Source organism: Leucobacter sp. gxy201, from assembly GCF_051043335.1.
GTDB lineage: Bacteria > Actinomycetota > Actinomycetes > Actinomycetales > Microbacteriaceae > Leucobacter.
In genome coordinates, this window is the sequence record NZ_JAMXWS010000002.1 from 428,187 (window position 1) to 453,323 (window position 25,137).

At 70.4% G+C, this 25,137-nt stretch carries 22 protein-coding genes; 5 read left to right on the forward strand and 17 right to left on the reverse strand.

Translation table 11 applies throughout. The features are described 5' to 3' along the window. Positions 1–56 precede the first annotated feature (56 nt). Both NHL51_RS04820 and NHL51_RS04825 read right to left on the reverse strand, forming a co-directional pair. Positions 57–863 (reverse strand): IclR family transcriptional regulator, encoded by an 807-nt coding sequence (locus NHL51_RS04820; protein WP_434142100.1) that lies wholly within the window; start codon positions 861–863, stop codon positions 57–59. 27 nt (positions 864–890) lie between these two features. Next, positions 891–1,571 (reverse strand): HD domain-containing protein, encoded by a 681-nt coding sequence (locus NHL51_RS04825; RefSeq protein WP_434142101.1) that lies wholly within the window; start codon positions 1,569–1,571, stop codon positions 891–893. A gap of 111 nt (positions 1,572–1,682) precedes the next feature. On the opposite strand from NHL51_RS04825, the gene NHL51_RS04830 reads away from it, so the two are divergent. Both NHL51_RS04830 and NHL51_RS04835 read left to right on the forward strand, forming a co-directional pair. Then, on the forward strand, positions 1,683–2,435 hold the full coding sequence (locus tag NHL51_RS04830) for an IclR family transcriptional regulator (RefSeq protein ID WP_434142104.1): 753 nt from the start codon (positions 1,683–1,685) through the stop codon (positions 2,433–2,435). A gap of 100 nt (positions 2,436–2,535) precedes the next feature. Further along, on the forward strand, positions 2,536–3,717 hold the full coding sequence (locus NHL51_RS04835; RefSeq protein WP_434142105.1) for a 4-hydroxybenzoate 3-monooxygenase: 1,182 nt from the start codon (positions 2,536–2,538) through the stop codon (positions 3,715–3,717). A gap of 181 nt (positions 3,718–3,898) precedes the next feature. On the opposite strand, the gene NHL51_RS04840 is transcribed toward NHL51_RS04835, so the two are convergent. The 8 genes from NHL51_RS04840 to NHL51_RS04875 all read right to left on the reverse strand — a co-directional run bounded on the left by NHL51_RS04840 (position 3,899) and on the right by NHL51_RS04875 (position 11,982). Then, a complete protein-coding gene (locus NHL51_RS04840) occupies positions 3,899–5,140 on the reverse strand; it encodes an MFS transporter (RefSeq protein WP_434142108.1) in 1,242 nt (413 codons plus the stop codon). An 81-nt stretch (positions 5,141–5,221) separates the two neighbouring features. Further along, positions 5,222–5,920, reverse strand: coding sequence for a substrate-binding domain-containing protein (locus tag NHL51_RS04845; protein ID WP_434142109.1), 699 nt, complete (start codon positions 5,918–5,920; stop codon positions 5,222–5,224). Beyond that, positions 5,917–6,891, reverse strand: a complete 975-nt coding sequence (locus tag NHL51_RS04850) for an aldo/keto reductase (protein WP_434142110.1) — start codon at positions 6,889–6,891, stop codon at positions 5,917–5,919. The genes NHL51_RS04845 and NHL51_RS04850 overlap by 4 nt, the downstream gene beginning before the upstream one ends. After that, positions 6,888–7,850 carry a Gfo/Idh/MocA family oxidoreductase gene (locus NHL51_RS04855; protein ID WP_434142113.1) on the reverse strand — a complete coding sequence of 321 codons (963 nt, stop codon included), beginning with the start codon at positions 7,848–7,850 and terminating at the stop codon, positions 6,888–6,890. Before NHL51_RS04855 ends, NHL51_RS04850 begins: the two co-directional genes overlap by 4 nt. A gap of 33 nt (positions 7,851–7,883) precedes the next feature. Then, a complete protein-coding gene (locus tag NHL51_RS04860; protein WP_434142114.1) occupies positions 7,884–9,290 on the reverse strand; it encodes a protocatechuate 4,5-dioxygenase subunit alpha/beta in 1,407 nt (468 codons plus the stop codon). Position 9,291: 1 nt separating this feature from the next. Continuing rightward, positions 9,292–10,227: an amidohydrolase family protein gene (locus NHL51_RS04865; RefSeq protein WP_434142115.1), complete on the reverse strand. Its 936-nt coding sequence runs from the start codon at positions 10,225–10,227 to the stop codon at positions 9,292–9,294. A 2-nt stretch (positions 10,228–10,229) separates the two neighbouring features. Further along, entirely contained in the window at positions 10,230–10,922 is a 693-nt protein-coding gene (ligK, locus tag NHL51_RS04870; RefSeq protein ID WP_434142117.1) for a 4-carboxy-4-hydroxy-2-oxoadipate aldolase/oxaloacetate decarboxylase, read from the reverse strand. A 28-nt stretch (positions 10,923–10,950) separates the two neighbouring features. Continuing rightward, positions 10,951–11,982: an amidohydrolase family protein gene (locus tag NHL51_RS04875; protein WP_434142119.1), complete on the reverse strand. Its 1,032-nt coding sequence runs from the start codon at positions 11,980–11,982 to the stop codon at positions 10,951–10,953. Positions 11,983–12,088: 106 nt separating this feature from the next. On the opposite strand from NHL51_RS04875, the gene NHL51_RS04880 reads away from it, so the two are divergent. Next, the gene (locus NHL51_RS04880) at positions 12,089–12,982 is read left to right on the forward strand and encodes a LysR family transcriptional regulator (RefSeq protein ID WP_434142121.1); all 894 of its coding nucleotides are present in this window, start codon (positions 12,089–12,091) and stop codon (positions 12,980–12,982) included. 27 nt (positions 12,983–13,009) lie between these two features. Here the strand turns inward: NHL51_RS04880 and NHL51_RS04885 are convergent, their stop codons facing one another. Together NHL51_RS04885 and NHL51_RS04890 are read right to left on the reverse strand one after the other, a co-directional pair. Continuing rightward, positions 13,010–13,663 carry a hypothetical protein gene (locus NHL51_RS04885; protein ID WP_434142123.1) on the reverse strand — a complete coding sequence of 218 codons (654 nt, stop codon included), beginning with the start codon at positions 13,661–13,663 and terminating at the stop codon, positions 13,010–13,012. A gap of 167 nt (positions 13,664–13,830) precedes the next feature. Further along, positions 13,831–18,540 carry an NAD-glutamate dehydrogenase gene (locus NHL51_RS04890; protein WP_434142125.1) on the reverse strand — a complete coding sequence of 1,570 codons (4,710 nt, stop codon included), beginning with the start codon at positions 18,538–18,540 and terminating at the stop codon, positions 13,831–13,833. A gap of 201 nt (positions 18,541–18,741) precedes the next feature. Here NHL51_RS04890 and ddaH point away from each other — a divergent pair, with 201 nt between their 5' ends. Next, the gene (gene ddaH / locus NHL51_RS04895; protein ID WP_434142127.1) at positions 18,742–19,512 is read left to right on the forward strand and encodes a dimethylargininase; all 771 of its coding nucleotides are present in this window, start codon (positions 18,742–18,744) and stop codon (positions 19,510–19,512) included. Between the two features lie 194 nt (positions 19,513–19,706). Here the strand turns inward: ddaH and NHL51_RS04900 are convergent, their stop codons facing one another. Continuing rightward, positions 19,707–20,318, reverse strand: coding sequence for a histidine phosphatase family protein (locus NHL51_RS04900; RefSeq protein WP_434142204.1), 612 nt, complete (start codon positions 20,316–20,318; stop codon positions 19,707–19,709). Positions 20,319–20,447: 129 nt separating this feature from the next. Further along, positions 20,448–21,623 (reverse strand): acetyl-CoA C-acyltransferase, encoded by a 1,176-nt coding sequence (locus NHL51_RS04905; RefSeq protein ID WP_434142128.1) that lies wholly within the window; start codon positions 21,621–21,623, stop codon positions 20,448–20,450. A gap of 136 nt (positions 21,624–21,759) precedes the next feature. On the opposite strand from NHL51_RS04905, the gene NHL51_RS04910 reads away from it, so the two are divergent. Continuing rightward, positions 21,760–23,025, forward strand: a complete 1,266-nt coding sequence (locus NHL51_RS04910; protein WP_434142130.1) for a D-alanyl-D-alanine carboxypeptidase family protein — start codon at positions 21,760–21,762, stop codon at positions 23,023–23,025. Positions 23,026–23,059: 34 nt separating this feature from the next. Here NHL51_RS04910 and NHL51_RS04915 read toward each other — a convergent pair whose 3' ends face one another. The 3 genes from NHL51_RS04915 to NHL51_RS04925 form a co-directional block, all read right to left on the reverse strand. Further along, positions 23,060–23,383, reverse strand: a complete 324-nt coding sequence (locus NHL51_RS04915; protein WP_434142132.1) for a type II toxin-antitoxin system PemK/MazF family toxin — start codon at positions 23,381–23,383, stop codon at positions 23,060–23,062. A gap of 2 nt (positions 23,384–23,385) precedes the next feature. Beyond that, positions 23,386–23,619, reverse strand: coding sequence for a ribbon-helix-helix domain-containing protein (locus tag NHL51_RS04920; RefSeq protein WP_434142134.1), 234 nt, complete (start codon positions 23,617–23,619; stop codon positions 23,386–23,388). Between the two features lie 132 nt (positions 23,620–23,751). Beyond that, on the reverse strand, positions 23,752–25,116 hold the full coding sequence (locus NHL51_RS04925; protein ID WP_434142135.1) for a M20/M25/M40 family metallo-hydrolase: 1,365 nt from the start codon (positions 25,114–25,116) through the stop codon (positions 23,752–23,754). Between the last annotated feature and the right edge of the window lie 21 nt (positions 25,117–25,137).

Genomic DNA, 25,137 nt, shown 5'->3' on the forward strand with positions numbered 1-25,137 from the left:
ATGCGTCTGTCGAAAGTATGCGTCGCGGCCCGCGGGGAGCGAACCAAGGCTTCCACTCAGCGGAAACGACTTGGGTCGTCGCTCGTGGCACCGAGGGAGCCGAGTCGAGGCTGGAAGTTCTGCTCGATGCGCCGAGCGATGCCCTGCAGCGCCGGCAGGTGGTTGGTGAGGCTCGACCACTGGTCGAGCGGGCACACGAGCCCGATCGCCGCATCCACGATATTCGGTACCGAGCCGCGGCCCACGAGCATCGGCACGGCGATCGAGCAGGCTCCGGTGCGCGCTTCTTCTCCCGCCACCGCGAAGCCCTGCTCGGCGATCTCGTCGAGCTCTGCGGCGAGCGCGACGGGGTCGACGTGCGTATACGGCGTCAGGCTCACCAGTTCGCCCGCGAGATAGGCGTCCTTGAACCACTGCTCTTCGCCGGCGAGCAGCACTTTGCCGACCGCGGTCGCGTGTAGCGGCAGGCGGCCGCCGATGCGCGACGCCTTCGGCACGCGCTTGGAACCGTAGATGCGGTCGACGTAGAGCACCTCGTTGCCCTCGCGGATGGCGAGGTGCGCGGTCTCGCCGGTGAGCGAGAAGAGATCCTGGATGAACGGCCGCGACGCCTCGCGCAGCCGTCGGCTCGCGTTCTGCGCGAGCTCCCACAGGCGCAGACCGACCTGATAGCGCCCGTGCGCGTCGCGCGCGAGCGCACCCCACTCCTGCAGCTCGGCGACGATGCGGTGCGTCGTCGATATCGGCAGGCCCGAGTACTCCGCGATCTGCGTGAGCGAGAGCAGGGGGCCGTGGTCTTCGAAGGCCTCGAACACGGCGAAGATGCGGGAGGCCACACTGCGCCCCGGGTCGCCGGTCCTCATCCGCTCCGCCTCAACTACCCGCCTCCATCAGCCCAGCGCGACCCGCTCGGGCGCGGCGTCGATCGAGGCGATGGCGGCGAGGCCGCGCGCGAGGGTCCGTGCGGCGTCGGTATGCACGAAATCCTGCACGCGCCACGAGCAGAGGCGCGCTGCTGCCGCGCGGTCGAGGCCGAACCAGTCCATGACTGTGTCGATGCCGTGCGGGCTCAGGCGCCAGAGCTTGTCGGCGTCTTTCACGATCGCATCGTTGAGCGACTTCGCCGCCTTCATGCTGTCGTGCGTCGAGATGATATCGACGATCTCGGCGATGCGATTCGGAGCGAAGCCGAGGGATTCGAGGATGCCGGTAGCGAGGCGCACCCCCTCCCGCTCGTGCAGCAGTACGAGTTCGGGGTCGCCGCCCGCCGGGCTGATCGCCCGCAGCACGAGCTCCTCGGGCACCTGCGACCAGCCCGTGTCGTGCAGCAGGATGGCGGGCAGCACGATGCCGGGGTCGGCGTCGGGCTCCGATGCGCAGATCGTGCGGGCGAGCCCGTAGGCGTAGACGGTATGCGCGTCGTTGTCGCGCACCTTCAGGTACGGCTCCGCGAGCTCCCAGACGGCGCGGTGCTCGGGCTCCATCGCGAAGATGCCCGTGACCTCTGCGGGAATGAACTGCGCAACGGGTGCGCCGTACTGGTTCTCGGTCGGTTCGAGTTTCGGCAACATGGATCGATCTCACACTCCTTCGTGCCCATCGGCAAGCCGCGTTTCCGCCCAATCGAAACGCTAGCGGATCGCGGGGCCCGGGTCGAGCTCCGCACGTGGCATGCTTTCAGCATGGCGAATTCGGCGAGCGGCGACTCGATGATCACGCGCGTGGTGCGGGTGCTCGAGACCTTCGAGGCCGACCGCACGCTGCAATCGGCGAGCGAGATCGGGCGTCGGGCCGGGCTCCCCTCGTCGACCGCGCACCGCCTCATCGACGAGCTCATCGAGGCCGGCATGCTCGAGCGCGACGAGGATCGGCGCATCAGGCTCGGCATGCGCCTGTGGGAGCTCGCCCTGCGCGGCTCGACGGCGCTGCGGCTGCGTCAAGCCGCGCTGCCCTACATGGAGGCGGTGCAGGCCGAGATCCGCGAGCACACGCAGCTCGCGGTGCTCGAGCAGGAGGAGGCGCTGTTCATCGAGCGCCTCTCGCACCCCGACGCCGGCGCCAACATCACGCGCATCGCCGGGCGCCTGCCCCTGCACGCCTCGTCTTCGGGCCTCGTGCTGCTGGCCTTCGCCCCGGCGCGGGTGAGGGATCGCCTGCTGTCGGCTCCGCTCGCGTCGGTCGGGCCGGCGACGATCACCGACCCCGACCGTCTGCGGCGATCCCTGGCCGAGATCAGGCGCACGGGGCTCGTCGTCGCACCCGGCTCGATCGAGTCGGTGTCGACGGGCGTCGCGGTGCCGGTGCGCGATGCGGGCGTCGTGATCGCGGCGCTATCGGTCATCCTGCCGCGGGATGCGCCGGTCGCGGGAGCCGTCGAGTCGCTGAAACGGGCTGCCGCGCGCATCGAGGAGCAGCTGCGCGCCAACCGCCCCTGATCGCCCCCCGGCTCGGTCGTTTCTCATTGATTGGGAAGAATGTGCGAGCGGGCGCACGGCATCGCACACTGGCATCAGACCGAGTCGAAGGAGACACCCCATGACCGCAGAACGCACCCGCGTCGCCATCGTCGGAGCAGGCCCCGCGGGCCTCCTCCTCTCGCACATGCTCGCCGAGGCCGGCATCGACTCGATCATCGTCGACTCGCGCGACCGCGAATCGATCGAGTCGACCATCCGCGCCGGCATCCTCGAGCAGGGCACCGTCGAGCTGCTCGAGAAGATCCCGCACAGCCGCGTGCACGAGATCGGCGACCGCCACGACGGCATCGAGCTGCACTTCGACGACGAGGCCCATCGCATCGACTTCAAGACCCTCATCGACCGCAGCGTATGGCTCTACCCGCAGCACGAGGTGCTGAAAGACCTCATCGCGGCCCGCCTCGAGGCCGGGCAGGATCTGCGCTTCGGCGCCCGGGTGACCGCCGTCGAGGGCGCCGAGACCGACACGCCCCGCGTGCTCGGCACCGACGCCGACGGGAACGACTTCGAGATCGTCGCCGACTTCGTCGTCGGCGCCGACGGATCGCACAGCGCCGTACGCCCCACGGTCACGGGCTCGCGCTCGTCGGGCCACTTCCGCGAATACCCCTTCGCCTGGTTCGGCGTACTCGCCGAGGCGCCGATGAGCGCGGAGGAGCTCATCTACAGCAACTCGCCCGACGGCTTCGCGCTCATCAGCCAGCGCAGCCCCTCGGTGCAGCGCATGTACTTCCAGTGCGACCCGCTGACCGACCCCGAGTCGCTGAGCGAGAGCGAGATCTGGGACATCCTGCAGCGGCGCACCCCCGGCCACGATCTCGAGGAAGGGCACATCTTCCAGCGCGATGTGCTGCGCTTCCGCAGCTTCGTCGCGAGCGAGCTGCGCCACGGCCGTGTCGCCCTCGTCGGCGATGCCGCGCACACCGTGCCGCCGACCGGCGCGAAGGGCATGAACCTCGCCATCGCCGACGTCGTGCTGCTCAACGAGGCGCTGCGCCGCCTGCTCACGGAGAACGACGCGTCGGGCATCGACAACTACAGCGAGGCCGCCCGCAAGCGCATCTGGAAGTCGCAGCACTTCTCGTGGTGGATGACGAGCATGCTGCACCTGCAGCCCGAGGCGAGCGAATTCGACCGCCTGCGCCAGCTCGGAGAGCTGCGCTCGGTCGTCGACTCCGAGGCGGGCCAGAAGTATCTGGCCGAGGCCTACACGGGCTGGCCGCTGCGCACCGACGTCTGAGCGCCGGGAGCTGCGGCCGGCACCTTCGGCTCCGCACCCTGGCTCCGGGCCCCTGACGCGAGGCCGGCGTAGAGGCGCGGAACGACCGGATAGCGGAATCACTGCACTTCGACTGTCCGGTCGTTCGGCGCCGATACGCCCGTCGATCCCTGGAGCAACACCTCCCCTGAGGCGGTCGCGCCTACCGCTTCGCGGTGATGTAGCGCGGGATCCAGCGCGCGAACCCGCAGGCGCCGGCGAGCGAGATGACGCCGACCGCGGCCGTCGCGATGCCGATCGTAGCGACCCCCGCGAGGGCCGAGAACAGCAGCGGCGCCGCCGCACCGCCCGCATCGCCGATGAGGCGCCACGACCCGAGGAACGGCGCGGGGTCGCCCCTCGGCGACAGATCGGCACCGAGCGTCATCAGGATGCCGGTCGAGAGGCCGTTGCCGACGCCCGTGAGCACCGCCATCGCCGCGTACCAGACCCCGGCGCCCGGGAGGTCGTGCGAGAGGGCGAGCAGCAGGAAGCCGAGGCCCATGATCAGCATCGAAGGCAGCACCGCCATCAGCCGCCCGAAGCGATCCATCACTTGACCGCTCGCGTAGAACAGCGCGAAGTCGATCGCGCCGGTCACACCGATGACGAGCGCGATGGCCTCGGGGTCGAGGCCGAGGGAGACGCCCCACAGCGGCAGCACGACCTGCCTCGACTGGCGCACCGCCGACAGCGCCGAGGCCGAGACGCCCATGCGCGCGAGCACCCCGCGATGGCGCCACATGGTCGCGAGCACCCCGCTCGGGCCGACGATCGGGCCCGTCGCGGTCACGGCATCGGCCGGGCCCCGCGACTCCTGCCGCTGCATCTCGAGCTCGGGATCGGGCCCGAGACCCGCCAGCGCCGCGCAGCCGACGAGGCAGGCGACGAAGAACCAGGCGGCCGACTCCGTCGCGCCCGTGAGGGTCAGCAGCAGGGCGGCGCACATGGGCCCCGCGAACATGCCGAAACGGAAGGTGCCGCCGAGCAGCGCGAGCGCGCGGGCGCGGAAGGCCAGCGGCACGTGCACCACCATGAACGCATGCCGCGCCAGGCCGAACGCCGCCGCGGCGAGACCGATGACGAACACCGACGCGGCGAGCACGCCGAGGTTCGGGGCGAGGCCGATGCCTGCCGCGCCGACGAGCGCCACCACGGCCGCGAGCACCATCGTCTTGCGCTCGCCGAGGCGCGCGACGAACCAGCCGGCCGGCAGATTGCCGCACAGCTGCCCGACGACGAGGGCGGTCGCGATGAACGCGGACAGCGACAGATCGGCGCCCAGCTTCGTCGCGATCACCGGGATCAGCGGCACGACCGCGCCCTCGCCGAGTGCGAAGAGCAGGTTCGGCCCGTAGATCGCCGGAGCGAACCTGAGCAGCACGCCCCTCGCAGAATCCGTCACCTTCGCGTCCTCTCCACTGTTGTGCACCCGCTCCTCGGCCGCTGTCGCGCCGTGAGAACGGCCGCCTCGGCCACGCCCGGGTCAGGCCGCCGCGAAGCTGTGCGCGGCCTTGACGGGAGCGGCGTCGGCCGAGCCGAAGAAGCGCAGCACCGCTTCGGCCCCCGCGACATCGGCGGCGGTCGCGGCGACCGCCCCGGAGAACACGGTGTCGATCGCGCAGTCGGCGGGCATCACGCCGAGTATCCGGATGCCGGGGGCGCCGACCAGCTCGCTCAGCTGCTGGAAGCCGAGGTCGACCTCTCCGTCGGCGAGCGAACGGGCGACGGGGATGCCGGGCCGCGCCTGGGTCAGGCGCTCGCCGATCTCACCGGAGAGGCCCCACTCCTCGATCATGCCGACGAGCGCGGTGCCGCTCGGCCCGGTCGAGTACCCGATGCGCGCGGCGCCGCGGAGCGCCTCCCGCAGCGCGGCCGCATCGGCGAACGCGGGCCTCGAGGGGGCCTCCGCCGCCTCGACGCCCGGTGCGGGCACCGCGACGGCGACCTGGGACACGACGAGCGGCGTCACCGTCTCGGCGCGCACATGCCCGGCCTGCGCGAGCTTCGAGAGCGCGCCCGATGCGAGGAACACGAGGTCGAACGGCTCGCCCGCGGCGACGCGCGTCGCCGCATCGACGCCGCCCACCGACTCGAGTTCGAGACCGGGAAGGCCCGCCCGCCCGGCTTCGGCGCCGAGGGCCGTCAGCACGTGGCGGGTGGCCATCGACGAGATCGCCCTCATGCCGCGACCTCGAAGGTCTCGGCGTCGACCTCGGCCGACGAGGCCGCGTTGTAACGGGGGCCCGACACCGTCTCGGTGCCGATGATCTCGCCCGCCCGCGCGAGGAGCGCGGCATCGATCGCGAGATCGGCCGCGGCCTCGTTCTCGCGCAGGTGCGCGATGCTCGTGGTGCCGGGAATGACGGTGACGTGGTCGCCGCGCGAGAGCACCCAGGCGAGGGCGAGCTGGCCCGGGGTGCACCCGGCCTCGACAGCGAGGGCGCGCCAGGCCGGCAGCAGCGCGGCATTCGCCGGCCAGTGCTCGGGCTGGAAGCGGGGCATGTTGCGGCGGATGTCCTTCGGGGCGAACTCGGCCGGGTCGTCGACGCCGTCGCTCAGGAAACCGCGCGCGAGCGGCGAGAACGCGACGAACGCGACGCCGGTCTCGCGGGTGGCGTCGAGCATGCCGAGTTCGGGGTTGCGGCTCCACAGCGAGTACTCGTTCTGCACCGCGGCGATCGGCGTCTCGGCCTGCGCCTCGCGCAACCGCTGCACCGACACCTCGGAGAGGCCGATGGCGCCGATCTTGCCGGCGTCGCGGATCTCGGCGAGGGCGCCGACGCTCTCGGCGATGGGCACCTGCTTGTCCCACCGGTGCAGGTAGTAGAGGTCGATGTGCTCGACGTCGAGGCGCCGCAGCGACGCGTCGATCTGCTGGCGCAGCGTCTCGGGGCGGCCGTCGATCTTCTTGACGCCGTCGACGATCGCCATGCCGCACTTGCTCGCGAGCACGACCTCGTCGCGACGCCCGCGAAGAGCCCGGCCTACGAGCTCCTCGTTGCGGCCGCCGCCGTAGAGGGTGGCCGTATCGAGCAAGCCCGCACCGGCCTCGAAGGCGGCGTCGAGCACCGCGAGGCCCTCCGCCTCTGAGGGCGGGGTGCCGTACGCGTGGCTCAGGTTCATGCATCCGAGGCCGGTGCGGGGCAGCATCATGCGAGCTGCTCTTCGAGCGCGCCGAGCACGCGGTAGCAGTCGATGACCTGGGCGAGCGACGAGTTCGGCTCGCGGCCCTCGCGGATGGCGCTGACGAACTCGCGATCCTGCAGCTCGATGCCGTTCATGCCGACTGCGACGCCCGAGACATCGATCTGCTCTTCGCGACCGTTGAACAGGTCGTCGTAGCGCGCGATGTAGGTCTCGGTGTCGCCGATGTAGCGGAAGAACGTGCCGAACGGGCCGTTGTTGTTGAACGAGAGGGAGAGCGTGCAGATCGCGCCGCTCTCGCTCTTGAGCTGGATCGACATGTCCATCGCGATGCCGAGCTCGGGGTGGATGGGGCCCTGGATCGCGTGCGCTTCGACGATCTTGCCCGCCTGGTAGGCGAACAGGTCGACGGTGTGCGCGGCGTGGTGCCACAGCAGGTGGTCGGTCCACGAGCGCGGCTCGCCCTTGGCATTCGTGTTCGTGCGGCGGAAGAAGTACGTCTGCACGTCCATCTGCTGCACGTTGAACTCTCCCGCGACGATGCGATCGTGCACGAGCTGGTGCGACGGGTTGAAACGACGGGTGTGGCCGACCATGGCGACGAGCCCCGACCCGGCGGCGGAATCGGCGGCGGCGAGCGCGGCCTCCGCGTCGGCGAGGGAGTCGGCGAGCGGGATCTCGACCTGCACGTGCTTGCCGGCCGCGAGCACGGCCTGCGTCTGCTCGGCGTGCATGCCGGTCGGCGTCGCCAGGATGACCGCATCCACGTCGTCGCGCTCGAGCACGGCCTCGAGCCCCACCACGGCGTTCGGCACGCCGTACTTCGCGGCGACGCCGTCGGCCTTCTTCTGCGACGTCGCCGCGACGACCGTCACCTCCGCGTCCTCGATGTTCTTCAGGCCGTCAAGGTGCTTCATGCCGAACGCGCCGTTCGCGCCGACGACGGCAATGCGGATCTTGTCGCTCATTCGCTCTCCCTTTCGCGATTCAGAATCATGATCTCAGGCGGTCGCAATGGCTGCGGTCGCCTCGGGCTCGGGGACGGGCGCCTGCTCGACCGGCTCGGCGACATTCGCGTCGTCGGCGATGTCGACGGTCCCGGCGACCGGATTGCTCAGCACCAGGTGCCCGACCGCCGTGTTCGAGGCGGGCACGTGGTAGAAGCGGTGGTCGACCGACGGGGCGCCGCCGCCGAACTGGTCGTCCATCGCGCCGCGGGCGATGAGCCAGTCGACGAGCTCGATGCCCTCGGAGCCCGCCTCGTCGACGTACTCCATGTGATGCCACTCGGTGAGGCCCAGCGGGTCGGCGATCAGGTGGTCGAGGAAAGCGTTGTCCCACTCCTCGTTGATGAGGCCGGCGCGGGGGCCCTGGAGCTGGTGGCTCATGCCGCCGGTGCCCCAGATCTGCACGTTGAGCTCGGGGCCGTCCCACTTGTCGAGCGCGCGGCGCAGCGCCTTGCCGAGCTCGTAGCAGCGGCGGCCCGAGGGCACGGGGTACTGCACGACGTTGACGGCGAGCGGGATGACGCGCACGGGCCACTCGTCTGCCGGGTCGATCTCGCCGTAGACGAGCGACAGCGGCACCGTGAGGCCGTGGTCGACGACCATCTCGTTGACGAGGGTGAGGTCGAAGTCGTCCTGGATCACCGACTGCGCGATGTGCGCGGCGAGTTCGGGGTAGCCCTTCACGTCGGGCACCGGGCGCGGGCCGTAGCCCTCGTCGGCGACCGGGTATTCGACGCCCGTGCCGAGCACGAAGGTCGGGATGATCGACGAGTCGAAGGCGGTCGCGTGGTCGTTGTAGACGAGGATCACGACGTCGGGGCGGTTCTCGCGCGCCCACTTGCGGGTCCATTCGTACCCGGTGAACACCTTCTTCCAGTACGGCTCCTCGGTCTTGCCGAGATCCATCGCGGCGCCGATCGCGGGCACGTGCGAGGTGAAGAGCGCCGAGGTGTACTTGGCGGGCGGGTTCTCGCGCATGACCTCGGACTTCTCGCCGGGCTTCGGCGGCTGCCAGCCGTCGAGATCCTTGGCGCGCGCGCCCTCGGGGCGGCGACCGCCGTTCACCATCATGTCGCGGTACGCGGCCTCGGACATGCCGGTCATCGAGCCGGCCATCTGCTGGAAGCTGAGGCCGTGGGTCGCGCCGATCTTCGACAGGAAGTAGATGTTGCCGCCCTCTTCCATCATGGAGTTGAGATCCATGTCGAGCACGGCCTGGCGCTGCTTCGGCGAGAGCGGCCACTCGTCGAGGTAGGCCTCCTGGTCGGCGAGGAAGCGCTCGCGGTTCTCGGGCTTCATCAGCGACATCGAGAACTGATTGAGGTGGTAGCCCTTCCGGGCCATCTCGGCGTCGAAGATGATGGTGCCGGGAACGTCCTTGTACGGTTTGTCGAGTGCCATGTCATGCTCCTTCGGGCCAGTAGAGTCGCGCGGGGTTGTCGACCAGCAGCTGCCGCTGCAGTTCGGGGGTCGGCGCGATCCGGGGGATGTAGTCGACCAGCAGCCCGTCGTCGGGCATGTGGTCCTTGAGATTGGGGTGGGGCCAGTCGGTGCCCCACAGCACGCGGTCGGGGAACTCCTCGACCACGCGACGGGCGAACGGGACGACGTCGGTGTAGGCGTGCTGCTCCCCAGCGAGGGCCCGGGGGCCCGTGATGCTCAGCCGCTCGGGGCACGAGACCTTCGTCCACACATTCGGATTCTCGCGCATGAACCGGAGGAACAGCTCGAAATCCGGTCCGTCCGGATCCTTCGAGACGTCGGGGCGGCCCATGTGGTCGACGACCACGTCGGTCGGGATGGCCGAGAAGAAGTCGTAGAGCTCGGGCAGGTCGGCGGCCTCGAAGTAGATGACCACGTGCCAGCCGAGCGGCGCGATCTTCGCGACGATCTCCTCGAGCGAATCGGTCGGTACGCGATCGACGAGGCGCTTCACGAAGTTGAAGCGCACGCCGCGCACGCCGGCCGCGTGGAGTTCGGCCAGCTGCTCGGCCGTGACGTCGCGCCGCACCGTGGCGACGCCGCGCGCCCGGCCCTCGCTGCGCTCGAGTGCATCGACCAGCGCCCGGTTGTCTGCGCCGTGGCAGGTGGCCTGCACGATGACGTTGCGCTCGAAGCCGAGGTGGTCGCGCAGGGCGAACAGCTGCTCGGCCGAGGCGTCGCAGGGCGTGTACTTGCGCTCGGGCGCGTACGGGAACTGCTCGCCCGGCCCGAAGACGTGGCAGTGGGCGTCAACCGCCCCCGCGGGCAGCTGGAACGCGGGCTTCGCGGGCCCGTCGTACCAGTCGAGCCAGCCCGGGGTCTTCTCGAAATCGCCGGTGGTGTCTCCGTGCGCCATGCTCAACCCTCCACGTACTCGATGCCGGCGTCGGCGAGACGTTCGCGCATGCCGTAGATGTCGAGGCCGAGCACGCCGTCGCGGAACTGCTGGCGCTTCGCCTCCTCGTTGTCCTCGCGCTTCTGGCTCGCATCGGCGACCGCCGACACGTACTCGCGCGGCACGACAACGACGCCGTCGACATCGGCGACGACCACATCGCCCGGGTTCACGAGCGCGTTCGCCACGACGACCGGCACGTTGACCGAGCCGAGCGTCGCCTTGACGGTGCCCTTCGCGTTGATGGCGCGCGAGAAGACGGGGAAGCCCATCTCCTCGAGGTCGGCGACATCGCGCACGCCGCCGTCGATGACGAGGCCCTTGCAGCCGCGGGCGGTGAGCGAGGTCGCGAGCAGGTCGCCGAAGAAGCCGTCCTCGCTCTCGGTGGTGCAGCCGGCGACGACGACGTCGCCCTCCTGCACCTGCTCGGCGACGACGTGGAACATCCAGTTGTCGCCGGGCTGCAGCAGTACGGTCACCGCGGGGCCGCAGAGCTTCGCGCCGTGGTAGACGGGGCGGATGTAGGGGCGCATGAGGCCGACGCGGCCCATCGCCTCGTGGATGGTCGCGACGCCGAACTTCGACAGACGCGCGACCTCGGCGGGGTCGGGCCGCTCGATCGCGGTCCGGACGATACCCAGGTTGTTGGTGCGCATGGAGATCCTCTCTCGATCTTCGGCGGTGTCAGAGACCGCGGGCGGTCAGGGCGCGGTCGAGGCGCGGGTAGATACGGCGGGCGTTGCCCTCGAAGATCTGCGCACGCGCCTCGTCGCTCAGGTTCGGCGTCGCGTCGACGTAGCGCTTGGTGTCGTCGAAGTAGTGCCCGGTGCGGGGGTCGACATCGCGCACGGCGCCGATCATCTCGCTCGCGAACAGGATGTTGTCGGTCGGGATGACGTCGGTGAGCAGGTCGATGCCCGGCTGGTGGTAGACGCAGGTGTCGAAGTAGACGTTGTTCAGCAGGTGCTCTTCGAGCTCGGGCTTGCCGAGCGCCATGGCGAGGCCGCGGAAGCGCCCCCAGTGGTAGGGCACCGCGCCGCCGCCGTGCGGGATGACGAGCTTCAGGTCGGGGAAGTCGCGGAAGAGGTCGCCCTTGAGCAGCTGCATGAACGCCGTGGTGTCGGCGCCGAGGTAGTGGTCTCCGGTGGTGTGGAAGACGTCGGGGCGGCAGGTGGTGCTCACGTGCACCATGGCAGGGATCTCGTACTCGACGAGCTTCTCGTAGATCGGGTACCACGAGCGGTCGGTGATGGCGGGCGCCGACCACTTGCCGCCCGAGGGGTCGGGATTGATGTTGACGGTCACCGCGCCGAGCTCCTCGACCGCGCGGGTAAGCTCGTCGAGCGTGGTCTTCTGGTCGACGCCGGGCGACTGGGGCAGCATGGCGCCCATGAGGAAGCGGTCGGGGAACAGCTCGCTGACGCGGGCGACGAGGTCGTTGCAGATGCGCGCCCAGGTCTCGCTGACCGCGAAGTCGCCGATGTGGTGCGCCATGAACGAGGCGCGGGGGCTGAACACCGTGATGTCGCTGCCGCGGTCGTTCATGAGGCGCAGCTGGTTCGCCTCGATCGTCTCGCGGATGTCGTCATCGGAGATATGCAGCGTCTTCGGGTCCGGCGCCTCGCCCGTCCCATCGGCGAACGCGATCTGCAGATCGCGCCAGGCGCCGAGCTGTGCGGGAGCGGTCGTGTAATGGCCGTGAATATCGATGATCAACGCGGGACGTCCTTATCACTGAGTGGCTGATGACCTCCAGGTTAGGTCGCTTCATGCATATAGTCGAATAGATACTCAGGGATCCCTGTATAGATACAATCTATGCATGGCGCTTTCGGATCTGAACCACCTGCGCACCTTCGTCGCGCTCTACGAGCTGCGCAGCGTGACGGCCGTCGCCGACCTGCTGCACGTCACGCAGCCGACCGTCAGCTACACGCTGCGGCGCCTGCGCGAGCAGTTCGACGACGCGCTCTTCCAGCGCGAGGGGCACGCGATGGTGCCGACCGGCAAGGCGACCCAGCTCTTCGGGCCGCTGCACGAGGCCCTGGCCCAGATCGACACCACCGTCGACGAGGCGGACGCCTTCGACCCCTCCGAGTTCAGCGGCGAGCTGAAGCTCGGGCTCACCTCGATCGGCGAGCAGACCTTCCTCCCCCCGATCATGACGGCCCTCGCCCGCGCCGGTTCGTTCCCGCACCTGCAGGTCTCCCGCCTCGACTCCGATCAGGTGGAGGACGGGCTGACCCGCGGCACCGTCGACCTCGCGATGACCGTATCGATGATCGCGAGCCCTCGCCTCTGGCGCAGCCATGTGCGCGCGGTCGAGTACGTGGCGCTCACCTCGGGCGAGCACCCGCTGCCCGAGACCGGCCCCGACATGTTCGAGGGGCGCCGCTTCATGCGGGTGTCGGCCCGCGGCGGCCACATCTTCCCCCTGCAGGCGCTCACCGACCACGGCCTCATGCCGCGGGTCGCGCTCACCGTCGAGGAGTACGCGACCGTGCCGGCCGTGCTCGAGGCGACGAACCTCGTCGTGCTCGTGCCGCGCCACGTCGCCGAAGTGTTCATCGGCTGGTACCCCGGGCTGCGGCTCGCCGAGCTCCCCTGGCCCGCGCACAGCACGCCCGTGTCGCTGTACACGCGCAGCGACGCGGGCCTGTCGCCGGCGCAGCGCTGGTTCCGCGCCCTCGTGCTGCAGGCGGTCGCCGCGCGCTGAGGCCCGGCGCCCGGGCGACCCTCGGGGCTATTGGCGCTTCGTGCGGTTCCAGCTCGCCTTCGCCGGCGCGAAGGGGCTGCGCACGTGGATCGACCACGACGAGTGCGGGTGGATCGACAGGATGCAGCGCTCGTACCAGGCGCGCGCCTCGTCGGACAGCTTCGGCACGACCGCGTCCTTGTCGACGTCGTCCTCGGGCCGCGGGCGCAGCGCCTTCCACACGAGCTGCACCTCGGGGGCTCCGGTCGGAATCCCGTCGAGGTCGAGCACGGCGCGATCCCACGCCAGATTCAGCCGCGGGTCGCGCTTGTAGACCCAGGCGCGCGGGGCGCCGTCTTCGACGTTGATGCGCAGCACCCAGACGTCGCGCCCGATATCGCGCACGAGCACCGGCTGCACCTCGTCTTCGGCCGTCACCTCGGCGAAGGGTACGAGCCGCTCGTCGCGCACGGCCCACGCGTCGACGCCCTCGGGCAGGCTCTCGATGAGCGCCGGGAGGTCGGCGAGCACGACGCTCGCATCGATGTTGCGGCGTTCGCGGATGGGTTCGCCGAGCCAGCGGTCGAGCGCCGCACCGCCCGAGAGCCACCAGCGCACGGGCGACGCCCCGAAGAGGCTCCCGACCGCTTCGGGCGTCAATGCGTCCCACGGCAGATCGAAGGTCGGTGCGGCATCAGTCATGGGTCCAGGCTACCGCGCGGCGGTGATCCCTGCGGTGCCCGTCGATGCCCGCCGCCGAGCGCAGCACAGGGTCGCAATCTGGGGTTCCCGGGACAGGGATCCCCCAACTTGCGACCCTTTGTCGCCTGCAGCACGGGTTCGGGCCCGTGCTGCAGGCGGTCGATGCGTCAGCGCGTCAGCGAGCGCAGGCGGCGCAGCGCGACCGACAGCGTCGCGAGCCCGGTCTCCTCGCCAGCGTGCACGGCTTCGCTCGCCTCGCCGAGGGCGCGGCGACCGGCCTCGCCCGACTGCTCGACCCAGGCCTCGACGCGCGCCTCGGGATCGCCCGACTCGGTCTTCTCCATGACGGCCGAGGCGAGCTCGATCATCACGGCGTAGAGGTCATCGCGCATGGCCGCACGGGCCATCGAACCCCAGCGGTCGTCCTGCGGCAGCGCGGTCACACGGGTGAGCGTGTCATCGAAGTGCACGCGCTCCGAGAGCACGTAGTAGACCTTCGCGAGCTCCTCGAGATCCCAACCGCGCACGCGCGAGCGCTCGATGATGTCGAGCAGCGGCATCGCCTCGAGCAGGCCGGCGCCGAGACGTGCGAGGCCCTGCGGCACGGCCGCCGCCTCGAACTCCGTCGCGCGGGCCTCGAAGCGGGCGAGCTCCTCGCCGCGCATCAGCTCGCCCATGCGACCCGTGAAGCGCTGCACCGACTCGCTGAACAGCTCGATCTCCTCGCCGATGCTCACGCCCTCGGGGCGGTGCTGCACGAACCAGCGCGTCGCGCGGTCGAGCAGGCGGCGGAAGGTGAGGTAGAGATCGGTCTGCACGGCTGAGGGCACGACGTTGTCGGTCGCCTCGACGTCGACGACGAAGCCGCGCAGGTCGAAGATCTCGCGTGCCGCGACATAGGCCCGGGCGATCTGCTCGCTCGACGCGCCGGTCTCATCGGCGGCGCGGTAGGCGAAGGTGATGCCGCCGCGGTTGACCATCGAGTTCACGACCGAGTTCACGATGATCTCGGTGCGCAGCGGGTGGCCCGAGAGGTCGGCCTCGTACTGCTCACGAATGGGCCCCGGGAAGTATTCGGAGAGCGTGTGCGCGTCGAACCAGGGGTCGCTCGAGAGCTCGGTCTCCCCGAGGTCGCGCTTGAGCGCGAGCTTCGAGTAGGCGAGCAGCACCGCGAACTCGGGGCGCGTGAGCCCCCGGCCTTCTTCGATGCGGCGCGCCACCTCGGCCGGGTTCGGCAGGTACTCGAGCTCGCGGTCGAGCTCGTCGCGCCCCTCGAGCCACTCGATGAGACGCTCGTGCGACGGCAGCATCTCGACCGCATTCGACCGGGAGTTGCCGAGCAGCACGTTCTGCTCGTAGTTGTCGCGCAGCACCTGCACGCCGACCTCGTCGGTCATGGAGTGCAGCAGCTCATTGCGCGCCTCGCGCTCGAGCCGACCGTCGCGCTCGACGGCGCCGAGCAGGATCTTGATGTTCACCTCGCGATCGGAGGTGCCGACGCCCGCGGAGTTGTCGATCGCGTCGGTGTTGATCGAGACGCCGGAGAGCGCGGCCTCGATGCGCCCGCGCTGGCTGGCGCCGAGGTTGCCGCCCTCGCCGACGACGCGCACCCGCAGCTCGTTGCCGTTCACGCGTACCGGGTCGTTCGCGCGGTCGCCGATCTGGCCGTTCGTCTCCTCGCTCGACTTGATGTAAGTGCCGATGGCACCGTTCCACAGCAGGTCGACCGGCGCGAGCAGCACGGCCTTCTTCAGCTCGAGCGGGGTCAGAGTCTTCACCGACGGGTCGATGCCGAGCGCCTCGATGATCTCGGGGGTGAGCTCGACCGACTTCGCCGAGAGCGGGAACACGCCGCCGCCCTGCGACATGACCGAACGGTCGAAGTCGTCCCACGACGAGCCGGGCAGGTTGAAGAGGCGCTGGCGCTCGACGAAGGTCGACGCCGCATCGGGGTTCGGGTCGACGAACACGTGCCGGTGGTCGAACGCCGCCACGAGGCGGATGTGCTCGGAACGCAGCATGCCGTTGCCGAACACGTCGCCCGACATATCGCCGACGCCGACGACCGTGAAGTCCTCGGCCTGCGTGTTGTGCCCGAGCTCGCGGAAGTGGCGCTTGACCGACTCCCAGGCACCGCGGGCGGTGATGCCCATGCCCTTGTGGTCGTAGCCCGCCGAACCGCCCGACGCGAAGGCGTCGCCGAGCCAGAAGCCGTACTCCTCTGAGATCGCGTTGGCGATGTCCGAGAACGAGGCGGTGCCCTTGTCTGCGGCGACCACGAGGTACGGGTCGTCGCCGTCGTGGCGCACGACGTCGACTGGAGGGATCACCTCGGCGCCGTCGCGGTTATCGGTGATGTCGAGCATCGCGCGGATGAAGGTGCGATAGGCGGCCTTGCCGCCCTCGAGCCAGGCTGCGCGGTCGCTCGGCGCCGGCAGGCGCTTCGCGACGAAGCCGCCCTTCGAACCGGTGGGAACGATGACGGCGTTCTTCACCATCTGCGCCTTGACGAGGCCGAGCACCTCGGTGCGGAAGTCCTCGCGCCGGTCGCTCCAGCGGAGGCCGCCGCGGGCGACCGCTCCGAAGCGCATGTGCACGCCTTCGACCTCGGGCGAGTACACCCAGATCTCGGCCATCGGGTGCGGCTTCGGCAGGCCGGGCACGCGGGCGCAGTCGAGCTTCATCGACACCCACGGCTTCGCCGAGCCGTCGGCCGCCTTCTGGTAGAAGTTGGTGCGCCACGTCGCCTCAATGACGCCGATCATGGAGCGCAGAATGCGGTCGTGGTCGAGGCTCGAGACAGCGTCGAGGCCGCTGCGCAGCGCGGCGGTCTGCTCGGCGACGCGCGCGTCGCGGTCGTTCGATTCGGTCGGGTCGAAGCGCAGCTCGAAGAGGCGCACGAGCCCCTTGGCGAGTTCGGGGTTCGCGGTGAGCGCCTGTTCGATGTACTCCACCGAGAACGCCGAGCCGATCTGGCCGAGGTACATGCTGATGGCGCGCAAGATGACGATGCGCCGCGAGTCGAGCCCCGCGAACAGCACGAGGGTGTTGAGCCGGTCGCTCTCGGCCTCGCCCGTCCAGGAGGCCGCGAAGGCGTCCTCGAACGTCGCGCCCCATGCGGGGTCGCTCCACGACTCGACGTCGGGCGCGGTGAGCCCGAAGTCGGAGATGTAGCGGATACCCCCGTCGGCGCGCGTGATCGTGTACGGGTGCTCATCGACGACGTCGACGCCGAGGTCGGTGAGGATCGGCAGCACCTGGGTGAGCGGGTACTGGCGGTGCGAGGCGACCGTCAGCACGCGTCGGCCCGGGTCGTCGGTCTCGGGCTCGTAGAGGCGCACCGCGAAGTCGCGCTCCTCGAGACTCTCGAGCAGGGCGATGTCGCCGAGCGCCTCCTCGGGGGTGATGGCCTCCTTGTAGGCGCCGGGGAAGGCGTCGCCGTACTCGCCGAGCAGCTGCGCCGCCTCCTCCTCGCCCACGGTCTGGTGCAGGGCGTCGACGAGGCCCTCCTCCCAGCCGCGGATGGCGCGCTCGAGCTCGGCCTGCAGCGCGGTCTCGTCGACCTCGGGAATCGACGCGCCCTTCGGCAGCCGCACGACGAAGTGCAGCTGCGCGAGCGGGGAGTCGCCGACGCGGGTCGTATGATCGACGAACTCGGCGCCGAAGGTCGAACGCAGCAGCGCCTCGACGCGCAGACGCACGGAGGTGTTGTAGCGATCCCTGGGCAGGAAGACGAGGGCCGAGACGAAGCGGCCGAACTCGTCGCTGCGCAGGAAAAGGCGGGCACGGCGGCGCTCGCGCAGGCGGCTCACCTCGGTCGCGACCTCGAGCAGGTGCTCGGCCGAATCCTGGAACAGCTCGTCGCGCGGGAACTGCTCGAGCACCTGCAGCAGGTCCTTGCCCGAGTGCGAGGTCGGCGAGAAGCCCGACGCCTCCTGCACCGCGCGCACCTTGTTCGCGACGATCGGGAGCGTCAGCACCGATGCGGCGTAGGCGGTCGAGGTGAACATGCCGAGGAAGCGGCGTTCGCCGGTGACGTTGCCCTCCGCGTCGAAGGTGCGCAGGCCGATGTAGTCGAGGTAGACGTCGCGGTGCACCGTGGCGCGCGAGTTCGCCTTGGTGATGGTCAGGAGGCGCGGCTCGCGGGCGGTGCGCTCGGCCTCGGGGGTCAGATGGGCGACGGTCTCGGTCGACTTGCGCAGAATGCCGAGACCCGACTGCGGCAGCGAGCGCAGCACCTCCAGGCCGTTCTCATCGGTCTCGAGCACGTGCTCGCGGTAGCCGAGGAAGGTGAAGTTGTCGTCGGCCAGCCAGCTCAGGAAGTCGATCGTCGGCGCGACCGTCGCGGGGTCGGCCGTCGCCGGGGCGCCCGTACGCAGGTCGGTGATGATGTCGAGGCAGGCGCGGCGCATGGCCTGCCAGTCGCCGACGGCGGCGTGCACATCGCCGAGGGCGCCGTCCAGGCGCTCGGTGAGCTCGACGCGGCCCTCTTCGGTCGGGATACGGTCGACTTCGAGATGGATCCACGATTCGAGCTCGCCGCCGTGCGCGTCGGTCTCGAGCAGGGTGCCGTCGTCGTCGCGGCGCACCGAGACGACGGGGTGCAGCAGCGCGTGCACCGAGAGGCCCTGCTGGGCGACGGTCATGGCGACCGAGTCGACGAGGAACGGCGAGTCGGCGGTGCAGATGTTGACGATCGTGCGGCGCGAGGTCCAGCCGTGCTCGGCGAGGGTCGGCGTGAACACCGAGACGAGGGTCTCGCCGGGTGCGCGCTTCGAGGCGAGCTCGTGCATCGAGCCGGCCGCGCCGACGATGTCGCGGGGCTCGCGTGCATCGAGGTCGGCATCGCCCAGCTTCTTCAGCAGTCGCTCAAGCACGGGTCTCAGGGTCGGGTCGACCGTCTCCAACGCTTCTTGAATGGTGGCAAATGCGGCGTCGCGACCCATGAACCTCTACGTCCTGTTCTGAACTCAATGCAGGCCCGATCAGGACCCGATCACCATCCTAGCTCTGCGCCGCATTCCCGAACCGGTACCCTGAATCGTGAAAAAAGCCAGATCTTGGGAGTAGGAGAATTCATGTCGAAGATTGCGCTCGTGCGCCAGCCCAGCCCGTTGCTCGACAACGGCATCGTCGATCACATCGAGAAGGTGACGGTCGATCTGGAGCGCGCCCGTGATCAGTGGCAGGGCTACGTCGCGGCGCTGCAGCAGCACGGCTGGAAGACCGTCGAGGTCGAAGCCGCCGACGACTGCCCCGACTCGGTGTTCATCGAGGACACGGTCGTGATGTTCAAGAACGTCGCCGTGATCTCGCGCCCCGGCGCCGACAGCCGCAAGCCCGAGACCGCCGGCACCCGGCGCGCGCTCGAGGCGCTCGGCTGCCCGGTGGTCGAGATCCAGGCGCCCGGCACGCTCGACGGCGGCGACGTGCTGAAGATCGGCGACACCGTCTACGTCGGCCGCGGCGGCCGCACGAACGCCGAGGGCGTCGCGCAACTGCGCCGCATCCTCGCACCGCTGGGCGGCAACGTCGTCGCGGTGCCCGTCACGAAGGTGCTGCACCTCAAGACCGCGGTGACGGCGCTGCCCGACGGCACCGTCATCGGCTACCCCGACTTCGTCGACAACCCGGCGGTCTTCAGCCGCTTCGTCGCGGTGCCCGAGCCCCACGGCACCGCCGTCGTCTGCCTGAGCGACTCCGAGCTGCTCATCTCGGCCTCGGCGCCGCAGACGGCCGAGATGCTGCGCGGCTTCGGCTACGCGGTCACCGAAGTCGAGATCTCGGAGTACGAGAAGCTCGAGGGCTGCCCCACTTGCCTGTCGGTGAGAGTGCGAGCACTCGACTGACGCACCGCGTCGGGCGAGCACTCGCAGTGCCGCACACGGCGGCAGCCCACGGAGCGCAGCGAGGGGTGGCGAGCACTCGACTGACGCACCGCGTCACTTCAGTCGGATCTGAGAGCTCGTTCGGACGAAACTGCGAGGGAACGTCCGAACGAGCTCTCACATCCGAATGAACTCACCGGCACGGCGCTGACGAGCTACATCTCGAGCGGCGCGGCGGTGGGGTCGGGCAGGAGGCCCGAGGAGAGCTCGGCGCCGCCCGCCGGGTGCTCCGACCATTCGACGAGATCCCACCCGCGGCGGAAGTCGCCTTCGACCACGACGAAGCCCGTGTTCGGCATCGACCGGTGCTCGACGACCGCGACATCGGCGCCCTGGGCGCGCAACGCCGCCCATGCGCGGATCGCGGCGCCGTGCGACACCACCACCGCCGACTCCGTGCCCGTGGCGACGAGCTGCTCGATCGCCGCATCGTACCGCGCGAAGAACTCGGCCCCGCTCTCGCCGCCGGGCATGCGCCGCGCGGTGTCGCCCCGCACCCATCCGAAGATCGTCGAGATGTAGGTGCCGATGGCTTCGTGCTCGCCGAGCATCTCGAGGTCGCCGGCGCGCACCTCGCTGAGGCCGTCGAGCACACCGAGCTCGAGCGCCCGAGCCTCGGCGAGCGGCGCCGCGGTGAGCGAAGTGCGCACGAGCGGCGACACCGCGACCGTGTCGATGCCGCGGGCGGCGAACGCGGCAGGGATCGCCGCCGCCTGCCGCAGCCCGAGCTCGGTCAGGCCGGGCCCGGGGGCGGCGGTATCGAGCAGACCGGCGACGTTCGAGGGGTTTGTCCGTGTCGGACCAGGACGAGACGCATGCCTCCATCCTGGCCCAGCGGTGCCGCGGGTTCCAGTTCGCCGGCGACCCGGACAGTTCGCCCGCGGGGGCGCCCGGCGCTACACCGCGCGCAGCACGACCGCGCTGCCCTGGCCGCCGCCGCCGCAGATACCGGCGGCACCGAGCGAGCCCGGGCCCGCAGCGGCGAGCTGGCGCGCGAGAGTGCCGACGATGCGGGCGCCCGACGCCCCGATCGGATGGCCGAGGGCGATGGCCCCGCCGTGCGGATTCACGGTGGCCGAGTCGAGCCCGAGCTCGCGCGTCGACTGGATGCCGACCGCGGCGAAGGCCTCGTTGATCTCGACGGCCACGAGATCGGCGGCCGAGGCGCCGCCCGCTACCCTGCCGAGCGCGGCCGCGATGGCGCGCGACGGCTGCGAGTGGAGCTGCGTATCGGGGCCGGCGACGAGCGCGGTCGCCTCGATGCGCGCGAGCGGCGCGAGGCCGAGGCGGGAGGCCGCCTGCTCGCTCACGATCACGAGCGCCGCGGCGCCGTCGGTGATCTGGGAGGCGTTGCCCGCGGTGATGGTTCCGCCCTGCGCGAATGCCGGGCGCAGGGCTGCGAGCGACTCTGTGCTCGTGCTCTCGCGCACGCCGTCGTCGGCCGAGACCACGGTCTCGCCCCGGCGCGACGCGACCGTGAACGGCGCGATCTCGCCGGCGAAGAATGCGGCTGAGGCCGCTGCGCGCTGGTGCGAGGCGGCCGCGAACGCGTCCTGCTCCTCGCGCGTCAGCTCGAGCGGGCCATTGCCCTGCTCGGTGAGCTCGCCCATCGCGACCCGGTCGAACGCGTCGGAGAGGCCGTCGTGATCGACGGTATCAACGAGGGCCGCCGATCCGTACTTGACCCCGGCGCGCATCGGCACGATGTGGGGCGCGAGCGACATGGACTCCTGCCCGACCGCCACGACGATGTCGGCCTCGCCGGCGTTCACGAGCCGGGCCGCATGTGCCACGGCTTCCATGCCCGAGAGGCAGACCGCGTTCAGGGTCAGCGCGGGCACGGTGAACGGGATCCCTGCACCGACCGCGGTCTGGCGCGCCGGGTTCTGCCCGGCTCCCGCCTGCAGCACCTGACCCGCAATCACGGCGTCGACCTGCGCGGGCGAGACGCCCGCACGCTCGAGCGCAGCGGCGACCGCACCGGCTCCCAGCACCGTCGCCGGCTGCGCGGCCAGCTGGCCGGTGAATCGGGCGAACGGGGTGCGGGCGTAGCCTGCGATGAGCGCGGTCATGGCGGAGTCTCCATCTGTTCGGTGCGGTGCTCTCATCATGCCGGATCGCGAATCACCGCGGGAGCCCATCATGCACATTCCGCAGCGCCGGGGCCGTGCACCGGGTCGGACGGTGCGCGCTCGTTAGGGTGGTGGGGTGAGTTCCCCAGCAACAGACGCCCGCCTCCGCCGTCGCCGCCGCGCCCGCAGGCTCGCCACGACGCTCCTGGTGACAGCCATCGTCGTCGCCGGGGCGGGATACGCGGTCGCCGCGGCCCGAGCGCCGATCCCTGCACCCGAGGTCGCGCCCGCCGCCGATATCGCCCAACCGGTCATCGCCGACGCTGCTGCCGCGCAGGCCGCGGTCGACGCGCAGACGCTGCCGACCGCCATCGGATTCGCGGAGAGCGACGCGGTCTGGGCGAACGACGACACCGCATACCCGCTCGGCAGCATCACCAAGCTCATCACGATCCTCGTGTGCATGGACGCCAAGCCCCTCGAGCCCGGAGCCGAGGGCGACACCTACGTGTGGACGGAGGAGGACGCGGCGCGCACCGACTCCTACCTCGCGGTCGACGGGGTGGCGTACTCGATCCCTGTCGGCACCGAGCTCACGCAGCGCGACATGCTCAAGTTCATCTTCCTGCCCTCGGCCAACGACTACGCCCACGCGTACGCGCTGTGGACCTTCGGCACGAACGAGGCGTATCTCGAAGCGCTCGCCGCGTGGACGGCGGAGCACGGCCTCGAGTCGATCTCGCTGATCGAACCGACCGGTATGGAGGCGGAGGACGTCGCGAGCGCCGCCGACCTCGTACGCGTGGCGCGACTCGCCCTCGCGAACCCGACGATCGCCGAGTTCAACGGCATGAAGTACGCCGACATGCCCTGGGGCGTCGGCATCATCGAGAACTCGAACCCGCTGCTCGGCGTCGTGCCGGGCGTCATCGGCACGAAGACCGGCACGCTCAACTCCTTCGGCCGCAACCTCATCGTGTCGCAGCAGGTCGACGCCCTCGGTCGCCCCATCACCAACATCTCGGTGACGCTCGGCCGCCAGTCGAACGAGGAGCGCGCGGCTTCGGGCGCGGAGATGCTCGAGGCGATGGCGCCGCTGCCGCAGGAGGTGCCGCTGCTCGCCGAGGGCACGACCGTCGGCGAGGCGACCCTCATCGACGGCTCGACGGTGCCGCTCATCACCGCGGGGTCGGCGAGCGCCGTCATGCTGCCGGGCGAGGAGGCGACCTTCGAGGTCGTGCTCGGCGTCGCGCAGACGGCGAGCGAGGCCGGCAGCGAGATCGGCACCGTGCGCGTCGCGACGCCCACCGGGGTGCAGGAGGTGCCGGTCGTGACGGGCGGCGCGATCAGCGAGCCCGACTTCTGGTGGCGCCTCACGCACCCGGGCATCGTCTTCGGGTAGCGCGCCCCGAAACCCCTGGCGGCGAGGAAACGGCTCAGCGGTCGAGCCCCAGCAAGGGAACATCGAGGTCGAAGGCGAGCACGATCGCTCGAGCGAGTTCTGCCTCCTGGCGCTCGGTGAGCAGCCCGATCGACCGGCCGAGCGCATGGGCCGGCACCGTCATGACGTTGTCTATAGATACGGCGCTCACGCGATCAAGGCCGTTCTCGGGCCCGACCAGCACTTCGCTGCTCAGCCCCTTCACCGTCGAGGTGATAGGGGCGATGGTGACCTTGGTCATCGCCTGCCGCGCGATCTCCCGAGTGAGGATCACCGCGGGCCGTGTCTTATCGAGCCGCACGAGGCAGATCTCGCGCACGATCAATCCTCGATGCGAATATTCGAGGCGGTCCAATCCACGAGCCCGTCGAGATCATCTGCTGCGCCATGGCGCTGCAAGAGCTCGACATCGCGCTCGGCCAGCATGCGCCGCATCTCTCGCTCGATCGCAGAGGACACGAGCGCGGCACGACTCGATGCGCGACCCTCGGCGACGGCATTGTCGAGAAATTCGACCATGCGCTCCGGGAGGCGAACGGCGATCTGGGTGCTCATGATCTCATGATACATCCCATTTTGGGATGCAAGCGCGATCTACTTCCTCGGCGCTACGGCTAGGGGCTCGAGGGGCGAGAAATCGTACGTTTCGACAGGGATCGCCGCGAAGACTCGCCCTTCGGCAACCACTCAGGGGGCTGGCTGCGCCCCGACGCGGTCGGCGACGATCAGCCTGAGCGCCGCCAGCGACAACTCGATCGACTCGAGGTCGATGCGCTCGTCATTGCCGTGCACGCCCTCGCGGTAGCGCTCGTACGTCCAGCCCGGGCCGAGCAGCCCGAAGCCGTAGGCAGGGATGCCGAGCTCGCGAATGACGCGGTTGTCTGAGCCGCCCGCCGCCATGATCGGCACGACCGGCGCGCCCGATACCGCGGTCACCGCGCGCTCGATCGCGCCGTAGAGCGGGGTGTCGGCAGGCGAGGCCGTCGCCGCCCAGCCGCGCAGGTGCTGGATCTCGATGCGCTCGGCATGCGAGCCGAGCACCGCCGCAAGCAGGGAGTCGACCTCGGCGTCGCCGGTGCCTGGGAGGGTGCGGATGTCGAGGTCGATGGTGCCGACGGCGGGGATCACGTTGTGCACGCGCCCCGCGCGCACGACGGTCGGCGACAGCGTGGTGCGTGAGACCGCGTGCGCGTAGCCGGCGATGCCGCCGAGCTGCGGCAGCGCGGCGTCGAGTCGCACCGGGTCGAGCAGCTTTTCGGCGAGGTCGGGGTCGGCGATGCGGGCGGCGACGAACGATGCCCAGAGCGGGCCGAGCTCGGCTGCGGGCTGCACCTCGGCGAGCCGCTGCAGTACTTCGCCCACCTTGTAGGCGGCGCCGGCGGCGCCGTACGGGGTCGAGGCGTGCCCGGGCCTGCCGCGGATGACGAGGCGGCGGCCGGCCGATCCCTTCTCCGCCACCTCGATGGCGACGTGCTCGCCCATGCGCATGCCTCCCGACTCCGAGATCGCCTCGGTGACGCGCACGACGTCGGGGTGCTCGCGCACGAGCCAGTGGATGCCGTGCTCGCTGCCGGCCTCCTCGTCGGCCACGGCGAGCAGCACGAGGTCGCCGCGGGGCGGCTCTGCGGCGAGCGCGGCGTCTCGCACCACCGTCGCGAAGGCGGCCGTGAGGTAGAGCATGTCGACGGCGCCGCGGCCCCACACCTCGCCGTCGATGAGGTCGCCGCCGAAGGGGTTGCGGCTCCAGCCCTCGGGGTCGACGGGCACGACGTCGAGGTGGCCGAGCAGGCCGAGCGCGGGGGCATCGGGGTCGGTGCCGTGCACGCGGGCGATCAGCGAGGCCCGGCCGGGAGCGGCCTCGAAGACCTGCACGTCGACCCGTTCGGTCGCGGCGGCCTCGGCGAGGAACCGCTGGAGCACGCGGACGTTGCGGATCTCCTGCCCCGAGTCGAGCGCGCCGTCGTTGACGCAGGCCTCGCGGATCATCGCGCGCAGCAGCTCGACGGTGTCGGGCAGGCCCGCGCTCATCTCGTCCGGTCCGATGGTGCTCATTGCTGCCAGCCTACCCGCCCG

What these genes read in the sequence shown, in the direction of transcription:
- NHL51_RS04920 (WP_434142134.1), bottom strand. Translation starts at nt 23,619, where the DNA reads ATGAGCACCCAGATCGCCGTTCGCCTCCCGGAGCGCATGGTCGAATTT.
- NHL51_RS04835 (WP_434142105.1), top strand. Translation starts at nt 2,536, where the DNA reads ATGACCGCAGAACGCACCCGCGTCGCCATCGTCGGAGCAGGCCCCGCG.
- NHL51_RS04905 (WP_434142128.1), bottom strand. Translation starts at nt 21,623, where the DNA reads ATGACCGCGCTCATCGCAGGCTACGCCCGCACCCCGTTCGCCCGATTC.
- NHL51_RS04825 (WP_434142101.1), bottom strand. Translation starts at nt 1,571, where the DNA reads ATGTTGCCGAAACTCGAACCGACCGAGAACCAGTACGGCGCACCCGTT.
- ddaH (WP_434142127.1), top strand. Translation starts at nt 18,742, where the DNA reads ATGTCGAAGATTGCGCTCGTGCGCCAGCCCAGCCCGTTGCTCGACAAC.
- NHL51_RS04850 (WP_434142110.1), bottom strand. Translation starts at nt 6,891, where the DNA reads ATGATGCTGCCCCGCACCGGCCTCGGATGCATGAACCTGAGCCACGCG.
- ligK (WP_434142117.1), bottom strand. Translation starts at nt 10,922, where the DNA reads ATGCGCACCAACAACCTGGGTATCGTCCGGACCGCGATCGAGCGGCCC.
- NHL51_RS04880 (WP_434142121.1), top strand. Translation starts at nt 12,089, where the DNA reads ATGGCGCTTTCGGATCTGAACCACCTGCGCACCTTCGTCGCGCTCTAC.
- NHL51_RS04865 (WP_434142115.1), bottom strand. Translation starts at nt 10,227, where the DNA reads ATGGCGCACGGAGACACCACCGGCGATTTCGAGAAGACCCCGGGCTGG.
- NHL51_RS04820 (WP_434142100.1), bottom strand. Translation starts at nt 863, where the DNA reads ATGAGGACCGGCGACCCGGGGCGCAGTGTGGCCTCCCGCATCTTCGCC.
- NHL51_RS04830 (WP_434142104.1), top strand. Translation starts at nt 1,683, where the DNA reads ATGGCGAATTCGGCGAGCGGCGACTCGATGATCACGCGCGTGGTGCGG.
- NHL51_RS04885 (WP_434142123.1), bottom strand. Translation starts at nt 13,663, where the DNA reads ATGACTGATGCCGCACCGACCTTCGATCTGCCGTGGGACGCATTGACG.
- NHL51_RS04925 (WP_434142135.1), bottom strand. Translation starts at nt 25,116, where the DNA reads ATGAGCACCATCGGACCGGACGAGATGAGCGCGGGCCTGCCCGACACC.
- NHL51_RS04860 (WP_434142114.1), bottom strand. Translation starts at nt 9,290, where the DNA reads ATGGCACTCGACAAACCGTACAAGGACGTTCCCGGCACCATCATCTTC.
- NHL51_RS04855 (WP_434142113.1), bottom strand. Translation starts at nt 7,850, where the DNA reads ATGAGCGACAAGATCCGCATTGCCGTCGTCGGCGCGAACGGCGCGTTC.
- NHL51_RS04845 (WP_434142109.1), bottom strand. Translation starts at nt 5,920, where the DNA reads ATGAGGGCGATCTCGTCGATGGCCACCCGCCACGTGCTGACGGCCCTC.